We start from the raw sequence: 15,663 nt of genomic DNA on the forward strand, positions 1-15,663 counted from the left end.
ATGTCCACGGTGAACACGCCCATGGCGGAGGAGACCGCCGCTCCCCGGGCCAATACGCTGCGCTCCTTCAACTTCTCCGGCCGGTTCTGGGTCTCCCTGGTCCTGGTGGTCTTCGTGATCGTCCTGGGTCTGGCGGGGCTGGTCTATCCGACGGGTCCCGGGGAGAAGGTCGGCTCGCTCTACGACGCGCCGGGCGGCGGTCTGCCGCTGGGCACGGACAACTTCGGTCACGACGTGCTCGCCGTGCTCATGGCCGGCACCCGCACCTCCCTGATCATCGGGCTGGTCGCCGGGGTCGTCGCCACCACCATCGGCGTGACGGTCGGACTGCTGGCCGGCTACGTCGGAGGCTGGTTCGAGGAGCTCCTGATGGGCGTCACCAACGTGGTGCTGGCCATCCCCGCCATCGTCGTGCTGATCCTCATCTCGATGTCCCTGCCCAACAGCACCATCTGGTCGCTCGCGCTGGTCATCGGCATCACCTCCTGGCCCTGGACGGCCAGGGCCGTGCGCGCCCAGGCCTCGTCGGTCGCCACCCGGGAGCACATCGACGTGGCCCGGCTCTCCGGGGCGAGGCTGCCCGGGATCCTGCTCAAGGACGTCCTGCCGTACATCCTGTCGTACACCGTCATGGCGTTCGTGTTGCAGGTCTCCGGCGCGATCCTGGCAGAAGCGGCGCTGTCGATGCTGGGCCTGGGTCCCTCCGGGGCCGATTCCCTGGGCTCCCAGCTGCACTGGTCGCTCGCGTTCCAGGCCGTGGCCAGCGGCGCCTGGTGGGCGTTCCTGCCGCCGACGATCGTGCTGACCCTGGTCTCTTTCGGCTTCCTGCTCCTGCAGGCCAGCCTCGACGAGGTGTTCAATCCGCGCCTGCGCCGCGGCAAGCGCAAGCAGATGAAGCAGGCCGCGGCGCGCCGCGCCGCGGAAGCCCGTCAGCTGCTCGAGCGGAACGACGAGGCGAGCGACGAGACCGGTGCCGCCGACGAGGCGAGCGACGAGACCGGTGCCGCCGACGAGGCGAGCGACGAGGCAGGGCCTGCCCCCGACCATTCCGAACGATCGAGAGCAGGTGAGCCGTCATGAGCACCGAGCGTCCGCAGCACGCGCCGTCGTCCACGGGAGTCCTTGCCCGTGCCCAGAACATCCGCTGCGTCTACGGCGGTGGCGAGGAGGACTTCACCGCCGTCGACGGGGTCTCGATCGCACTCGGCGAGGGCGAGGTCCTGGGCCTCGCCGGGGAATCCGGCTGCGGGAAGACCACGCTGGGCAACGCGCTCGCGATGATCGCCGCGCCTCCGCTGTACGTCCTGTCCGGCACCCTCGAGATCGACGACGGGACGATCGACCTGTCGACCCTCTCGCACGACGACGTCAAGCGTCACCGCCCCTATCGGGGTCGGACCGTGTCGATGCTCCCGCAGGGCGCGATGAACTCCATCAGCCCGACACTGCGCATCAGCAGCCTGATCAAGGACGTGATGCGTGCTCATGACCCGAGGATCACCAAGGACGAGGCGCTGGACCTGGCGCGCGAGCGGCTGAAGATGCTCGAGATGCCGGTGCGAGTGCTGGACTCCTACGCCCACCAGCTCTCCGGCGGGATGAAGCAGCGCATGATCACCGTGATCTCCACGCTGCAGAACCCCCGCCTGCTCATCGCCGATGAACCCACCTCCGCGCTCGACGTCTCCAGCCAGCGCATGCTGGTGGAGATGCTGCTGGAGATGGTCGAGCAGCGGATCATGTCCGGGGTCGTCTTCGTGACGCATGACCTCCCGGTGCTGTCGCAGGTCTCGGACCGGCTCGCGATCATGCACGCGGGCCGGATCGTCGAATCCGGGCCCACCCGTCAGCTCGTCGAGGACGCCCAGCATCCCTATACCCGCAAGCTGCTCGGCTCCGTGCTCGACCCCAGCCAGGAGACCAGGGCGCGCGGCATCGCCCGCCGGTCCGCACCCGTCACTCCCGAGGAGGTGGGCGAGCGATGAGCGAGTCCCGCGCCGACGACATGATCACCCGCAGTGCGACGTCCGGAGAGATCCTGCTGTCCTGCCAGAACGTCACCAAGGAGTTCTCCGTCGCCGGGAGCACGATCACGGCGGTGGACGACGTCAGCCTCGAGTTCCCCGAAGCCAGCGTGCTGGCCGTGGTGGGGGAGTCCGGCTCCGGGAAATCGACCCTGGCCCGGATGCTGCTGCGGCTGATGCCGGTCACCTCCGGCACGATCACCTTCCGCGACCAGGACGTGACCCATCTGAAAGGGCGCGACCTGAGGGAGTACTGGACCGAGGTGCAGGCGGTCTTCCAGGACCCCTTCGCCTCGTTCAACCAGTTCTTCACGGTGGGGTCGCTGCTCCGTCGCAGCCTGGCCCTGGCCAAGATCTCGAAGGACGAGGCGGATTCCCTCATCGAGGAGTGCCTCGGCTATGTCGACCTGCGTCCGAAGGAGGTGCTGCACAAGTTCCCCCACCAGATGTCCGGCGGGCAGCGCCAGCGGGTGATGGTCGCCCGGGCGCTCATGATGCGGCCCAAGGTGCTCCTCGCCGATGAGGCCACCAGCATGCTGGACGCGACACTGCGGGTGAACGTGCTCAACGTGCTGCACGATCTGCGCAACGAGCTCGGGCTGACGGTCCTGTTCATCACCCACGACATCGGGCAGGCCTGCTACCTCGCGGACCGGGTCGCGGTGATGGAGCACGGCAGGGTCGTCGAGCGGGGCACCACCGAGGAGGTCATCTTCTCCCCGCAGGGCGATTACACGCGGCGCCTGCTCTCCGACGTCCCGGACCTGCGGGGCAGCCTCAAGCCCTGAGAACCATCAGGGCCGCGGGGCGAACAGCACCGCGAAGGTCTCCAAGGTGCGCTCGAGCTCGATCGACGGCTCGAGCAGCCACTGGATCTGGAGACCGTCGGAGGCCGCGATGATGAGGGCCGCCATGTCGGAGGCGTCCACGTCGTCGCGGATCCGTCCTTCGGCCTGCTCGCTCTGGAGACGCTCGGTGAGCTCCGCGCGGATGCGGGCGAAGCGCGCGCTGAAGAACTCGTTGGCGGGGGAGCCCTCCGTCGCCAGCGACGAGGCGACCAGCGTCGTGTAGAGCTCCACCATCCCCGGGACGCCGACGTTGATCATCGCGGCCTTGACCAGCACCTCGAGCGCGGAGATCGAATCGCCGTACGTCTTGGCGGTGTCCCGTTTGGATTCCGCGTATTCGTAGACCGCGACCAGGAGCTGCTCACGAGAATCGAAGTAGTGCAGGAGAGCGGCATGGGAGACGCCGATCGCGGTGGCGATGCGCCGCAGCGAGGTGCCGTCGGCGCCGCGATCGCGGAACACCTCGATCGCGCGCTCGAGGATCTCCTGACGGCGGGCCACGCCCTTGGAGTAGGAGCCGGCACGGCCGATGACGGGTAGTGCGGCGGGGGCGGGGGATTCCTCGGGGGACATGTCCGAATGCTACCGGGACAAAACCTCCGGGTGGAGGATTTGCGTGCTAGCGTTTCCCACGACGCCCCCACCGTGACGTGCGGCATGGCGGGCGATAGACGCCAGAAAGAAGGTTCGCCGTGGCCCTGCCCATCGCTTCCATCCAGCTGTATTCGCTGGCCGCCGAGTTCTCGGCGGACATGAACGGATCCCTCGACAAGCTCGCCGCCATCGGACTGCGCACCGTCGAGGCGTTCGACTTCGTGCGCCGCCCGAAGGAGATCCGCTCCGCTCTCGACAAGGCCGGCCTGACCTCGCCGACCGGTCACGCCCCGCTGCTCTCCGACGAGCTGTGGACCCCGGACGGCTCGATCCCCACCCCGGCCAACGAGGTCGTGTTCGAGGCCGCCGCCGAGATCGGCATGAAGACCGTCATCGAGCCGATGGTCGCCGCAGACCGCTGGCTCACCGAGGACGGCGTGAAGGACATCGCCGATCGACTCAACGCCGCCTCCGAGAAGGCCGCGGAGTTCGGCCTGAGCGTCGGCTATCACAACCACGCCCAGGAATTCGTGGCCTCGTTCGACGGGCAGACCGCCTACGAGCGCTTCCTGGACCTCGTCGACCCCTCCGTCGTGATCGAGCTGGACCTGTTCTGGGCGCTGGCCGGCCAGCAGGACGCCGTGGGCCTCGTGAAGAAGCTCGGCGACCGCCTCGTCGCGATCCACGTCAAGGACGGCGTCGCCCCGGCCTCGAACCCCTTCGCGCCCGATGCCCCCAAGTTCGACTCCTCGAGCCTGGACCAGCGTCACGCCGGCGACGGCGACGTGCCCACCATCGAGGCGCTCCAGGCCGCGAGCGCCCTCCAGTACGCCGTCATCGAGTACGACAACGCTCCCGGCGACGTCTTCGAGGACATCGCGGACAGCTACCGCTTCCTCATCGAGAAGGGCCTCGCAGCATGAGCGCCCCCACCGGTCCCGTCGGCGTCGGCCTCATCGGCGTCGGCGTCATCTCCGACACCTATCTGGAGCACCTGAACTCCTTCCCGGATGTCACGGTGCTGGCCGTCGGCGACCTCGACCTCGAGCGCGCCCGCACGCAGGCCGAGAAGTACGACGTCCCCACCTGGGGCGACGCACAGGTCGTGCTGGACCACCCGGAGATCCAGGTCGTCGTGAACCTGACCGTCCCCGCCGTCCACGCGGAGATCTCCTCCGCCGCGATCGCGGCCGGCAAGCACGTGTGGACCGAGAAGCCGCTGGGCCTGGACCGCGAGTCCACGTCGGCGCTGCTGTCGGCGGCCGACGAGGCCGGCCTGCGGGTGGGCTGCGCGCCCGACACCGTGCTCGGCCCGGGCGTGCAGACCGCCAAGCGCGAGATCGCCAAGGGCACCATCGGCCGCCCGCTGTTCGCGCAGACCTCCATGCAGTGGCAGGGCCCCGAGGTGTTCCACCCGAACCCCGGCTTCCTGTTCGCCAAGGGTGCGGGGCCGCTGCTGGACATCGGCCCGTACTACTTCACCACGCTCGTGAGCCTGTTCGGCACGGTCGAGAAGGTCGCTGCGATGGGCCTGCGCGCCCAGACCGAGCGCGCCATCCAGGTGGGCCCGAAGGCGGGGGACACCTTCCCCGTCGAGGTGCCCTCCACCATCTCCGTGCTCACGCAGTTCGAGGGCGGCCAGCAGGGCAACTCGCTGGTCAGCTTCGACTCGCCGCTCGCCCGTCAGGGCATCGTGGAGATCCACGGCACCGAGGGCTCGCTGGTGGTGCCCGATCCGAACATGTTCGAGGGGCGCATCGCGTACGTGAAGCCGTTCGAGTCCTTCGGAGAGGCTCCGCCGGAGCAGGAGTGGATCGAGGTGCCGCAGCAGGGCGTCGTCGCCGGTCGCGGCACGGGCCTGCTGGACATGGTCCGCGCGATCGCCGAGGACCGTCCCCATGTCGCCAGCGGCGAGGTGGGCTATCACGTGCTCGACGTGATGCTCTCGGCCGAGGAGTCCGCGGCCTCCGGCGAGTTCGTCGCCGTCAACAGCTCGGTCTCCGAGGTGCCCCTGGTGGCCGAGGACTTCGACCCCTTCGCCAGCACCCTGTGAGCTGACCGGCGAGGTGCACTCGACCTCGCCGTGGACAGGCCCCTGTCACCCCCGTCGTCGGCGGGAGGAGGCAGGGGCCTCGTCGTCTGCGGACTGCGGACTGCGGACTGCGGACTGTGCACAGCGGACAGTGCTGACGGCCATGCGGCGATACGGCGGAGCGCCCTCAGAGGACGGCGAGAACGCCGCGCCCCAGAGCGAGGAGGGCTCCAGCCATCGCGATGAAGACGACGACGCGCATCGCGGAGGCGCCGTCGATGCGACGCGAGAGACGATCTCCCACCAGGAGGCCGACGAGCAGCGCGACCAGCAGTGCGATCCAGCCCGAGGGCTCGAAGGACGGCAGAGCACGCTTGGCGGCGAGCGAGACGATGCCGAGCACCAACCCGTGCAGCTGCGCGGTGGCGGCGAAATGGCGATGCTCCCAACCCGTGGCGCGGGCATAGACCACCACGCCGGGCCCGGCCACACCCGCGGTGACGCCCATGAAGCCCGAGGCGAAGCCGCCCGACGCTCCCAGCGCGGCCGACGGAGGCACCGTGCGGCCCCGCAGCAGGATCGTGACGCCGAGCCCGAGCACGACCAGGAGGCTGACCACGATGGTCAGCGGCGCCTCCGGCAGCAGCTCGACGGCGACGGCGCCGGGCAGGACGCCCACCACCCCCATCGGGACCAGCAGCTTCGCGCGCGGCCAGTCCACGTCCCTCCACACCTGCACCAGGATCAGCGAATTGGCGAGGACCGAGGCGGCGTTGACCGCGAGGATGCCCTGCAGCGGACCCAGCACGAGCACGAGGAACGGGGCGGACAGCAGCGCGAAGCCCATCCCGGTGGCGCGCTGGGAGACAGCACCGATGCATACGCTCAGCGCCATGCCGAGAGTGAGGAGCAGGCCGGGGTCGTCCACTCCGCACCTCGCTCTCCGATGTCACGGATGCGTCGCTGGTCGGCGGCACCGCCGACCAGGCTCGCACACCGCGCATCGCTCTGCACGGCGGCTCGCGGGACTGCCCGCTGTCGGGCGGGTGCCGCGTACCGGATGGCCGGACGGTTCCCAGCGCACGAATTCCGAGACCGATCGATGGTCCATTCGGAGAACTCCGCACCTAGGGGGAGCGCTCCCCCTAGTGTGGATCTCCCATGACGACAACCTTCAGGAGAAGACCATGGACATGTCGATCGCCCGCCGCACCTTCGCGACCGGAATCGGGGCAGCCGCCCTCGGAGGAGCTGCCGCAGCGATTGCCGCTCCCGCCTCGGCTGCACCCGTGAGAGCCGACGGCGACAGTGCTCGACCGCTGATCGGCAGGGCAGGCCGCGACCGCCTGCATGTAATGTCGTTCAACATCCGCCAGGACACCACCCCCGAGACAGAACCAGGGGACCCGGATCATTGGCCGGACCGTGAACCGGTGCTGATCGATCTGCTGGCCCGTGAGGAGCCGACCCTTCTGGGCGTGCAGGAGGCGCAGTACACCCAGATGAGCGCGATCGACTCCGCCCTGCCCCGGCATCGGATGATCGGCTACGGGCGCAAGGGCGGCAGCAAGGACGAGCACTCGGCGATCTTCTACGACACGACCCGCCTCGAGGTCCTGGCCTGGGACCAGTTCTGGCTCTCGGACACCCCGGAGGTCATCGGCTCCGCGACCTGGGGGAACCGCATCACCCGCATCGTGGTGTGGGCGCGGCTGCGGGACCTCGCCAGCGGGGCCGAGTTCGCGATGATCAACACCCATTTCGACCACGAGTCCGAGCAGGCACGGATCAAGAGCGGCCAGGCGATGATCGACCTCTTCGACGGTGGTGAGCTCGACCAGCTCCCCACCATCGTCACCGGCGACTACAACTCACCCGCCCACGACTCCGGCGCCTACACGACCCTCGTCACGGACGGCCCCACCGTGGATTCCTGGGATGCCGCGGCCGAGCAGCTCACCCCGGCCTGGGAGACCTGCCCCGGATATGCAGAGGCAGTCGAGGGCGGCGACCGGATCGACTGGGTGCTGACCACGGAAGACATCACCACGCATCAGGCCGCGATCAACGACTACCGCGATCCCAGCGGTGCCTTCGCGTCCGATCATCTGCCGATGCAGGCGTTGCTCTCCCTGCCCTGAGAGTCCTCGCGCAGGCACGGCCCGCCGCCCCGGGGGAACCGGGGAGGCGGGCCGTGCCGTGCCGGGGTCCGACCGAGTGAGCTCAGCCGTCGGCGCGCAGATCGGTCCCGTACGTCGCGCCCGGATCGGCGACCGCGACGGCGAGCGTGGTGTCGGACTGGCCGTAGTAGGCGAACCACGTCCCGCGGAACTTCACGAGCCCCTCCACGAAGGTCACGTTCGAGACCAGCCCGTGCGTGTCCTCGAAGGTCTGCGGGCGCAGCCACGGCTCCTGGAGGCGGGCGAGGACCGTCGTCGGGTTCGCGGGGTCGATGACGATCTGGCCGCAGCGGTAGTCGACCTCCCGCGTGCCGTCCTTCAGGTAGCGCCGGGTGGCGCCGTTGGTGAGCATCAGCAGGAGCCCGTCGTCCGTCAGCACCGGAGAGGTGCCGATCTCCACGAGGGCCTCGTCCCAGGTGCCCGGGGTGGGGGAGTACATCGGCTCCTCGTCGCTCGTGCCGGGGGTCCAGTGGATGAGGTCGTCGCTGGTCGCCCAGTAGATCCCGCCCTCTCCGAAGTACATCCACCACTTCCCGTCGATCTGCTGAGGGACGATCACGCCAGCCTTGGACCAGTTGAAGCCGCGCGGGTCCATGGTCTTGAAGGTGTCGAAGTCCTCGAAGAGCGGGCCGTGCTTGGTCCACGTGCGCAGGTCGGGAGAGGTCGCCAGGCACAGCTGCGCGGAGCGTCGGTCCCAGCCCGTGTAGGTGAGGTAGTAGGTGCCCTCGATGTATGCGATGCGCGGGTCCTCGCAGCCGAAGCGCTCGTAGTCGTGCTCGGGCGAGAGGATCGGAGCGTTCTCCCGCTCGAAGTGGTAGCCGTCGTCGCTGAACGCGATGCCGACGTGGGAGACGATGTCCTCCGCGTGGGCCCGATACAGCAGCACCACCTGGTCATCGACGACCAGCGCCGCCGGGTTGTAGAGGTTCGAGGACTCCCAGGAGTCGCCCTTGGGCCGCAGGATCGGGTTGTTCTCGTAGGGGGTGAAGGGGCCCAGCGGGAAGCGGGCGTCGCCGAAGAGGCTGGTGGTGGTCATGGGGAGGTCCTTTGCAGTGGGGGTCGAGGAGGAGAGCAGCGGCGGCTCGGCGCGGTGGCGCCGATCGCCTCCGCTGCTGCGGTCGCTTCAGCTGCGGCCGTATCAGTCGTATCGGTGGCGTCAGATGCGTCGGTCGTGTCGGCCGATCACCCCTTCACCCCGGCGCCGATGTCGGAGGCCGTGAAGTACTTCTGGAACAGGCAGAACAGGATCACGACGGGCAGCGCGAGGGCGCAGGCTCCGGCGAGGATCGCGCCATTGGGGTTCGCGACGGTCTGGGCGATGTTGGCGATGTAGTTCGCCAGCGCCACCGCGAGGGGCTGCATCGAGGCGTCCTTCGTGATGAGGAACGGCCAGAGGAATTCGTTCCACGGGCCGATGAAGGTGATCAGCACGACCGTCGCGATCGCCGGGCGCACCAGCGGGATCGCGATGGCCCACAGCACCCTCAGCTCGCTCGCCCCGTCGATCCTCGCCGCCTCGAACATCTCCTCGGGCAGGGCCAGGAAGAACTGCCGGAAGATGAACACCGCGGTGGTGTTGATGAAGAACGGCAGGATCATCCCGGCGTAGGTGTCCCCGAGCCCGTACGAGCCGGCGACCTGCACGTACAGGGGGATCATGAGCAGCTGGAAGGGGACCATCTGCACCCCGAGCATGACCACGAACAGTACTCCGCGGCCACGCCAATGCAGCCGGGACATGGCGTAGCCGGCGCTGAGGCCGAAGGTCAGGGTGCCCAGCAGGACACCGGCGGTGAACACCACCGAGTTCAGCAGCGCACGCAGCAGCGGGAGCCGCTCGTTGATGCTGGCGAAGTTCTCCAGGGTCCAGCCCCCGGTGGGGAACATGCCCGCCGGGGTGGTGGTCGGGTTTTCCTGCAGGGCACCGACGATCATGAAGTAGAAGGGGAAGATGAACACCAGCGCCGCGAGCGCGAGGATCACGTACAGCGCGATCCGGGTGGGGGTGCGGGACCTCATGTCAGCTCTCCTTCGTCAGGCGGGTGGAGGCCAGGGACAGCAGGCCGACGCCGATCACGAGCAGCACGCCGATCGCAGAGGCGACATCCGGGTTCCCCTGCTGGATGCCCTTCTGGTAGATCATCAGCACCGGTGAGGTGGAGGCGCCATCCGGTCCGCCGCCGCTGGTCAGCAGATATGGCTCGGTGAACAGGTTCGCGCCGGTGATGATCGAGAGGATCAGCACGAGCATCGTGGTGGCGCGCAGGCCCGGCACCGTGATGTGTCGGAAGCGCTGCAGGATCCCGGCCCCGTCGGTCGAGGCGGATTCGTACAGCTCTTTCGGCACGTTCTGCAGCGCGGCGAGATACAGCAGGATGTAGAACCCCAGCTGCTTCCACGTCACGTACAGGGCGATCGACGGCATCGCGAGGGCGTCGTTGACCAGCCACGAAGGATCCGGGGCGAGCGGCCCGAGGATCGTGTTGACCAGGCCATCCTGCGAGAACAGCAGCATCCACACGCCGATCAGCGACACGCTCGCCGTCACGTACGGGACGTAGAACGCCACGCGGAAAGCACCGGCCCAGCGGGTGACCGCGTTCAGGGCCGAGGCGAACCCCATCGACAGGATGACCGTGAGAGGCACATTGATCACGAGGAACACCGCGATGTTGCCGAAGGACTGCAGCACGCGGGGATCGGTCAGGGCGGTGCGGTAGTTCTCCAGCCCCACGAACGGATGGTCCATGTCCATGCCGGGGGCGGTGAAGACGTAGTCGAAGAACGAGATGTACACGGCGTAGGCCAGGGGATATGCCATCACCGCGGCGAGGAACACGATGTACGGCAACGAGAGTCCCAGACCGAGGGGCTGCTTCCCGAGCAGCCGACGCAGCGGGCTCGTCGGAGGGCGTAGGGGCGGGGCGGTATCGGGGGTGATCATCGTGCTCCCTTCTGCACCAGTTGGTCGATCTGCTCGGCGGCATCGTGCAGGCCGTCCGCGACCGACTTCTTCCCGAAGATCGCGGAGGCGGAGAACTCGTCGCGGAATCGCTGCCAGATCTCGATGGCACCGGACAGGTAGGGCACATCGGCCACTCGATCGGCCTGATCGGCGAAGCTCGTGTAGTCGGGATGCTCGGCGAAGTAGTCCGGGTAGGTGGCGAGCAGGTCGGTGCGCAGGGGCATCTGACCGGAGAGCTCGAGCAGCTTGCCGTCCCACTCCTCGCTGGTGGCGAAGGACAGGAACTCCCAGGCCGTGAGCCGATTTCGGCTCGAGCTGAACATCGCGACGTTCTTGGAGTCCGCGAAGGTAATGGTCTCCTCGGGGGCGATGCCGTCCGCACTGGGAACCGGCATGAATCCGTAGTCGAGCTGATCCTTGTAGGTGGCGATCGCCCAGGGCCCTGCCAGCTGCATCGCGGTGGTGCCCATCGTCATCGCGTCGTCCGTGGACTCCTCCCGTGGGGCGAGCCCTTCCTCGTACATCGCGCGCCACAGCTCGGCGACCGCTAGGCCGTCGGGGGAGTCGAACGTGGTCGCCTCATCCTCCACGAGGAGCGTGCCGTGGGTCTGGGCGAGGTACATCGGGTAGAAGTCGAACCACGGCTGGTAGAAGTCGCTGGTGGGCGCAGGCCAGACGGCTGATGCCGAGGCACCTGAGCTGACGATCTGCCGTGAGCCCTCGAGGAAGGTCCCGAAGGTGTCCATTTCCGGGGACTCCGGGTCGATCCCGGCGGCCGCGAAGATCTCCTTGTTGAACATGACCATCACCGGGTTGGACTTCCAGGGCAGCTGGTAATAGCCGCCCTGGCCGCCGTCCTCGGCGTAGTCGCGGGCGCGCTGTCCGGTGCGGCTCTCGATGTGCTCCCGGCCGCCCTCGAACGTGGTCAGATCGACCAGGCCGCCGGCGCGCACCCAATCGGGCAGCGCCGCCGGGGACGCGTTGAAGACGAGGTCTGCGGTGGTGCCGGCCACGATCGCGGCGGAGATGGCCTCCTCCGAGCTGGCCCCGGCAGGGACCTCCTGAAGTGTGACCTGCTCATCGGGATGTTCGGCGTTCCAGGCGGCGGTGACTGCCTCGCCCCAGGCGAGCTCCTGCTCGTTGTTGGAGACCCAGACCCGGATGGGGCCGCGAGTTGTCGCCGCCTGCGCAGCGTCGACCGCGCTGCGTGAGCAGGCTCCTGCGGCGAGGGTCAGAGGAACTGCGAGTGCTGTGGCGCCGAGAGCGCGCCGGGTGAGGGTCATCGTCGATCTCCTCGGTGGTGGGTGGATGGTCAGTGTCGAGAGGGCGGGGCGATGCTGCCTCGGCGCACGACGACGGTGCCGTCGACGAGGACGGGGCGGCGGGCATCGCCGCCGAGCGCCGCCAGCAGCGTGCGGGCCGCGACGGCGCCGCGTACGTCGGCCCCGGTGGAGACGCTGGTCAGCCCGGGGGAGAGGTGCGCGGAGAGCTCGCTGTCGTCGAAGCCCGTGACGGAGAGGTCCTCCGGGACGCGCAGTCCGGAGCTGCGCGCGTAGGAGAGCCCGGCGATCGCCATCACGTCGTTCGCGTAGACGATGGCCGACGGACGATCCGCGCGGTCGACCAGGGCAGCGGTCGCATCGCGACCGGACGCGGCGGTGAAGTCGCCCTCGACGATGCGATCCGGACGGAGGCCGTGATGGGTCATCGCGTCCACGAAGGCGTCCCGGCGCGCCGCGGCGTGGACGTAGCGCAGGGGCCCGGAGACGTGCGCGATGGAGGTGTGGCCGGCACCCACGAGCAGGTCCACGAGCTCGCCGACGGCGGCGGCGTCCTCGGTGTAGACCACGGGGGTGTCGACGGGATCATCCTCGTGCGGCGCTTCGGCCGTGAGCATCACAGCGGTCAGTCCCAGCTCGCGGACGAGGTCAGGACGGCGGTCGCCCTGCTTCACATCGAGCAGGATCACGCCATCGACGCGTCCCGCGGCGTATCGCTCGTAAGCCGCCGTCTCGGCGTCTTCATCAGTGACGACGTTGAGCATCAGGCCCATCCCGGCCTCGGCGAGGACGGCCTCGCAGCCGGCGATGAAGCGTGGGAAGAAGGTGTCGGTGGCGATGATCTCCGGCCGCCGTGCGATGACGAGACCGATCGTGCTGGTGCGAGAGGTCGCGAGCGCCTGGGCGCTCGAGCTCGCGGTCCACCGCAGCGATTCAGCCGCTGCGAAGACACGGCGACGAGTCTCCTCCGCCACCGGGCGCTTGCCGGAGTAGGCGAGGGAGACGGTGCCCTTGGAGACGCCGGCAGCCCGCGCGACGTCCCCGATGGTGGGTCGTGCACCGTGCATGGGCTTCCTCCTCCGTGCGGGGTGAGAGCGGTCGGATCGGTCCTGTCGGCGGTCGGTCCCGCCGGGTCGGGCATCCTCAGCAGAGGTGCTGGCGCTGACGCCTGATTCGATGCGCAAACCGGTTTGAACAGTGAGCAGTCAAACCGGTTTGCTGTGACGTGTCAAGTCGTTCGGGAATGAGGGGTCTCCGTGTGTGGCACGCGATCGCGCCGCCACTCGTGGCCACTTGTGCATTCTTGCGAGCATCGTTTAGTGTTGCTGATCACGTACAGGGGGAGCGCTCCCCCACTGTTCGGTCAGAGTTCACATGGCGATGCCTTCGGCGTTGCGTCGGATCCACTTTCGATGACGAGAGTTCCTACCGGTGGGGGAGCGCTCCCCCTGGCGCGGCCTCGACGTGACGCCCGTCCGCAGTCGTCCGCACCTCCGCCCTCCGGAGGGCCTCACCCCTTCGTGCACAGAAAGCGTTCCCATGCGACAGCTCCTGAAAGCCTCCGCAGTCCTCGCGACCGCAGCCCTTGCCCTGACCGCCTGCGGAAGCGCCGACAGCGGCGCCGACTCCGGCGACACGCTCATCGTCTACACGAACTCCAACGGCGATGGCCGTGGGGACTGGCTCACCGAGCAGGCTGCCGAGGCCGGCTTCGACATCGAGGTCGTCGGCCAGGGTGGCGGGGACACCACCAACAAGATCCTCGCCGAGGCGGGCAATCCCGTCGCCGACGTCGTGTTCGGGCTCAACAACGTCTACTTCAACCAGCTCGTGGACGCCGAGACGATCGAGCCGTACACCCCGGTGTGGGCCGACGAGGTCGACGCCGAGCTGGGCGACGCCTCCGGGGACGGGAACTACTGGCCCGTCGTGCAGCAGGCGGTCCTGCTCGCCTACGACGCCGACAGGATCGATGCGGCCGACGCCCCGAGCGACTGGCTCGACCTCTGGAACGACCCCGCCTTCGAGGGCCGCTACCAGTCCGAGACCAGCATGGGCAACGCCACCATCCAGATCGTCATGTCCGGCATCCTCACCCGCTATGCCGATCCTGAGGGCGAGATGGGCATCTCCGAGGAGGGCTGGGCCGAGGTCGGGAAGTACTTCAGCACCGGCAGCCCCGCCGTCGAGGACGTCGACATCTTCCAGCGGATCGTGGACGGGGAGGTCGACTACGGGCAGCTGCCGTCCTCCGGCCTGCCCGGCCGTGAGGCGAGCTACGACATCACAGCCGGTGTGGTGGAGCCCGAGGTGGGCGTGCCATTCGTGGTCGAGCAGGCCGCGATCATCAAGGGCACCGACCAGCTCGAGGAGTCCCAGGAGTTCATCGACTGGTTCGGCGGCGCCAATCTGCAGGCCGCCTGGTCCGCGGAGTTCGACTCCATGCCTGTGAACCAGGGCGCGATCGACCAGGCCGAGCCGTCGATCGTCGAGTTCCACGAAGGTCTCGTGCGGCAGGACATCGACTGGGAGTTCGTCACCGAGAACCTCAACGGCTGGGTCGAGAAGATCGAGCTCGAATACGTCGTCTGACCGGCCTCGCACCACCACCGCACCCTCTTCCGGAAGGCACCGAGATGATCCGCTACGACGGGATCCGCGTGGACTACGGCGATTTCACGGCGATCCACGACCTCGACCTGCACGTGCGCGAAGGCGAATTCTTCACCTTGCTGGGCCCCTCGGGCTGCGGCAAGACCACTGCTCTGCGCACGCTGGCAGGCTTCGTGAGCCCCTCGGCCGGGGACGTCCACGTCGCAGGCCGGCGCGTCACGCGCCTGCCCAGCGACAAGCGCCAGATCGGCATGGTGTTCCAGAACTACGCCCTGTTCCCGTCGTTGAACGTGCGGGAGAACATCGCTTTCGGGCTCAAGGTCCGCAAGGAGTCCCGAGCCGAGGTGGAGCGCAAGGTCCGGGAGATCGCCGAACAGGTCGATCTGTCCCCCACCCAGCTCGAGAAGAACCTTGCCGATCTCTCCGGGGGGCAGCAGCAGCGCGTGGCGATCGCGCGCGCGCTGGTGCTGCGCCCCAAGATCCTGCTGCTGGACGAACCGTTGTCGAACCTCGACGCGAAGCTCCGCGCCCAGCTGCGAGTGCAGCTCAAGGACCTCCAGGAGCAGTTCGGCATCACCACCGTCTACGTCACCCACGATCAGGACGAGGCGCTGAGCATGAGCGATCGCATCGCCGTCTTCCACGACGGCCGGGTGGAGCAGATCGGCACCCCCGAAGAGATCTACGACGCCTCCGCCACCGAGTTCGTGTGCCACTTCATCGGCGATGCGAGTCGCCTGTCGCCCGCTCTCGTCACCGAGGTCGCGGCCCGGTCGGGCACGGCCCTCGACCCCACGCGCGCCTCGTACGTGCGCGAGGAGAAGGTGCGGCTCGGCCCCGGGACGGCCAGCGGCGGATCGGTCGCGCTTCCCGGCACCGTGGTGCGCCGTCGGTACCACGGAGTGCGCTCGAGCTACGAGATCAGCACGCACGGCGCGATCGTCAAGGTCATGCAGCCCGAGGACGGCTCCGCCCGCCCCCAGGCCGGCGACGCGGTCACCGTGCACATCGACCCCGCCACGATCCTCCAGTACGAGGGCAGGGCCGCCTCTGGCGCCGACGAGGACGGGGCGCCCGCGACCGCCGTGACGTCCGTGGCCGCGCGATGAACGGCGCGAGCAGCATCT

The 15,663-nt window shown here is 68.6% G+C and carries 15 protein-coding genes; 8 read left to right on the top strand and 7 right to left on the bottom strand.

The window, feature by feature from the left end; genetic code table 11:
- Genes CIK71_RS12600 through CIK71_RS12610 form a run of 3 tightly spaced genes read left to right on the top strand, consistent with a single transcriptional unit; the run spans position 1 to position 2,812 of the window.
- The gene (locus CIK71_RS12600; RefSeq protein ID WP_096166033.1) at positions 1-1,080 is read left to right on the top strand and encodes an ABC transporter permease; all 1,080 of its coding nucleotides are present in this window, start codon (positions 1-3) and stop codon (positions 1,078-1,080) included.
- Positions 1,077-1,985: an ATP-binding cassette domain-containing protein gene (locus tag CIK71_RS12605; RefSeq protein WP_096166034.1), complete on the top strand. Its 909-nt coding sequence runs from the start codon at positions 1,077-1,079 to the stop codon at positions 1,983-1,985. The genes CIK71_RS12600 and CIK71_RS12605 overlap by 4 nt, the downstream gene beginning before the upstream one ends.
- Positions 1,982-2,812, top strand: coding sequence for an ABC transporter ATP-binding protein (locus CIK71_RS12610; protein WP_096166035.1), 831 nt, complete (start codon positions 1,982-1,984; stop codon positions 2,810-2,812). Before CIK71_RS12605 ends, CIK71_RS12610 begins: the two co-directional genes overlap by 4 nt.
- A 6-nt stretch (positions 2,813-2,818) precedes the next feature.
- Here CIK71_RS12610 and CIK71_RS12615 read toward each other — a convergent pair whose 3' ends face one another.
- Entirely contained in the window at positions 2,819-3,445 is a 627-nt protein-coding gene (locus tag CIK71_RS12615; RefSeq protein ID WP_096166036.1) for a TetR/AcrR family transcriptional regulator, read from the bottom strand.
- 119 nt (positions 3,446-3,564) lie between these two features.
- Here CIK71_RS12615 and CIK71_RS12620 point away from each other — a divergent pair, with 119 nt between their 5' ends.
- Together CIK71_RS12620 and CIK71_RS12625 are read left to right on the top strand one after the other, a co-directional pair.
- Complete coding sequence (locus CIK71_RS12620) at positions 3,565-4,389, top strand: sugar phosphate isomerase/epimerase family protein (protein ID WP_096166037.1); 825 nt, start codon at positions 3,565-3,567, stop codon at positions 4,387-4,389.
- On the top strand, positions 4,386-5,519 hold the full coding sequence (locus tag CIK71_RS12625; RefSeq protein WP_096166038.1) for a Gfo/Idh/MocA family protein: 1,134 nt from the start codon (positions 4,386-4,388) through the stop codon (positions 5,517-5,519). The genes CIK71_RS12620 and CIK71_RS12625 overlap by 4 nt, the downstream gene beginning before the upstream one ends.
- Positions 5,520-5,685: 166 nt before the next feature.
- Here CIK71_RS12625 and CIK71_RS12630 read toward each other — a convergent pair whose 3' ends face one another.
- Positions 5,686-6,426 (bottom strand): sulfite exporter TauE/SafE family protein, encoded by a 741-nt coding sequence (locus tag CIK71_RS12630; RefSeq protein ID WP_158541993.1) that lies wholly within the window; start codon positions 6,424-6,426, stop codon positions 5,686-5,688.
- Between the two features lie 259 nt (positions 6,427-6,685).
- Between CIK71_RS12630 and CIK71_RS12635 the strand changes: the two genes are divergently transcribed.
- Entirely contained in the window at positions 6,686-7,639 is a 954-nt protein-coding gene (locus tag CIK71_RS12635; RefSeq protein WP_096166220.1) for an endonuclease/exonuclease/phosphatase family protein, read from the top strand.
- 82 nt (positions 7,640-7,721) lie between these two features.
- Here CIK71_RS12635 and CIK71_RS12640 read toward each other — a convergent pair whose 3' ends face one another.
- The 5 genes from CIK71_RS12640 to CIK71_RS12660 form a co-directional block, all read right to left on the bottom strand.
- Positions 7,722-8,714 (bottom strand): glycoside hydrolase family 130 protein, encoded by a 993-nt coding sequence (locus CIK71_RS12640; RefSeq protein ID WP_096166039.1) that lies wholly within the window; start codon positions 8,712-8,714, stop codon positions 7,722-7,724.
- Between the two features lie 146 nt (positions 8,715-8,860).
- The gene (locus CIK71_RS12645; protein ID WP_096166040.1) at positions 8,861-9,697 is read right to left on the bottom strand and encodes a carbohydrate ABC transporter permease; all 837 of its coding nucleotides are present in this window, start codon (positions 9,695-9,697) and stop codon (positions 8,861-8,863) included.
- A gap of 1 nt (position 9,698) precedes the next feature.
- Positions 9,699-10,622: a carbohydrate ABC transporter permease gene (locus tag CIK71_RS12650; protein WP_096166041.1), complete on the bottom strand. Its 924-nt coding sequence runs from the start codon at positions 10,620-10,622 to the stop codon at positions 9,699-9,701.
- The gene (locus CIK71_RS12655; RefSeq protein ID WP_096166042.1) at positions 10,619-11,926 is read right to left on the bottom strand and encodes an extracellular solute-binding protein; all 1,308 of its coding nucleotides are present in this window, start codon (positions 11,924-11,926) and stop codon (positions 10,619-10,621) included. The genes CIK71_RS12650 and CIK71_RS12655 overlap by 4 nt, the downstream gene beginning before the upstream one ends.
- A 29-nt stretch (positions 11,927-11,955) precedes the next feature.
- The gene (locus CIK71_RS12660) at positions 11,956-12,990 is read right to left on the bottom strand and encodes a LacI family DNA-binding transcriptional regulator (protein WP_096166043.1); all 1,035 of its coding nucleotides are present in this window, start codon (positions 12,988-12,990) and stop codon (positions 11,956-11,958) included.
- Between the two features lie 472 nt (positions 12,991-13,462).
- Here CIK71_RS12660 and CIK71_RS12665 point away from each other — a divergent pair, with 472 nt between their 5' ends.
- Positions 13,463-14,515: an extracellular solute-binding protein gene (locus CIK71_RS12665; protein WP_096166044.1), complete on the top strand. Its 1,053-nt coding sequence runs from the start codon at positions 13,463-13,465 to the stop codon at positions 14,513-14,515.
- 44 nt (positions 14,516-14,559) lie between these two features.
- Complete coding sequence (locus CIK71_RS12670) at positions 14,560-15,645, top strand: ABC transporter ATP-binding protein (protein WP_096166045.1); 1,086 nt, start codon at positions 14,560-14,562, stop codon at positions 15,643-15,645.
- Positions 15,646-15,663: the final 18 nt, after the last annotated feature.

Source organism: Brachybacterium alimentarium (assembly GCF_002332425.1).
GTDB lineage: Bacteria > Actinomycetota > Actinomycetes > Actinomycetales > Dermabacteraceae > Brachybacterium > Brachybacterium alimentarium.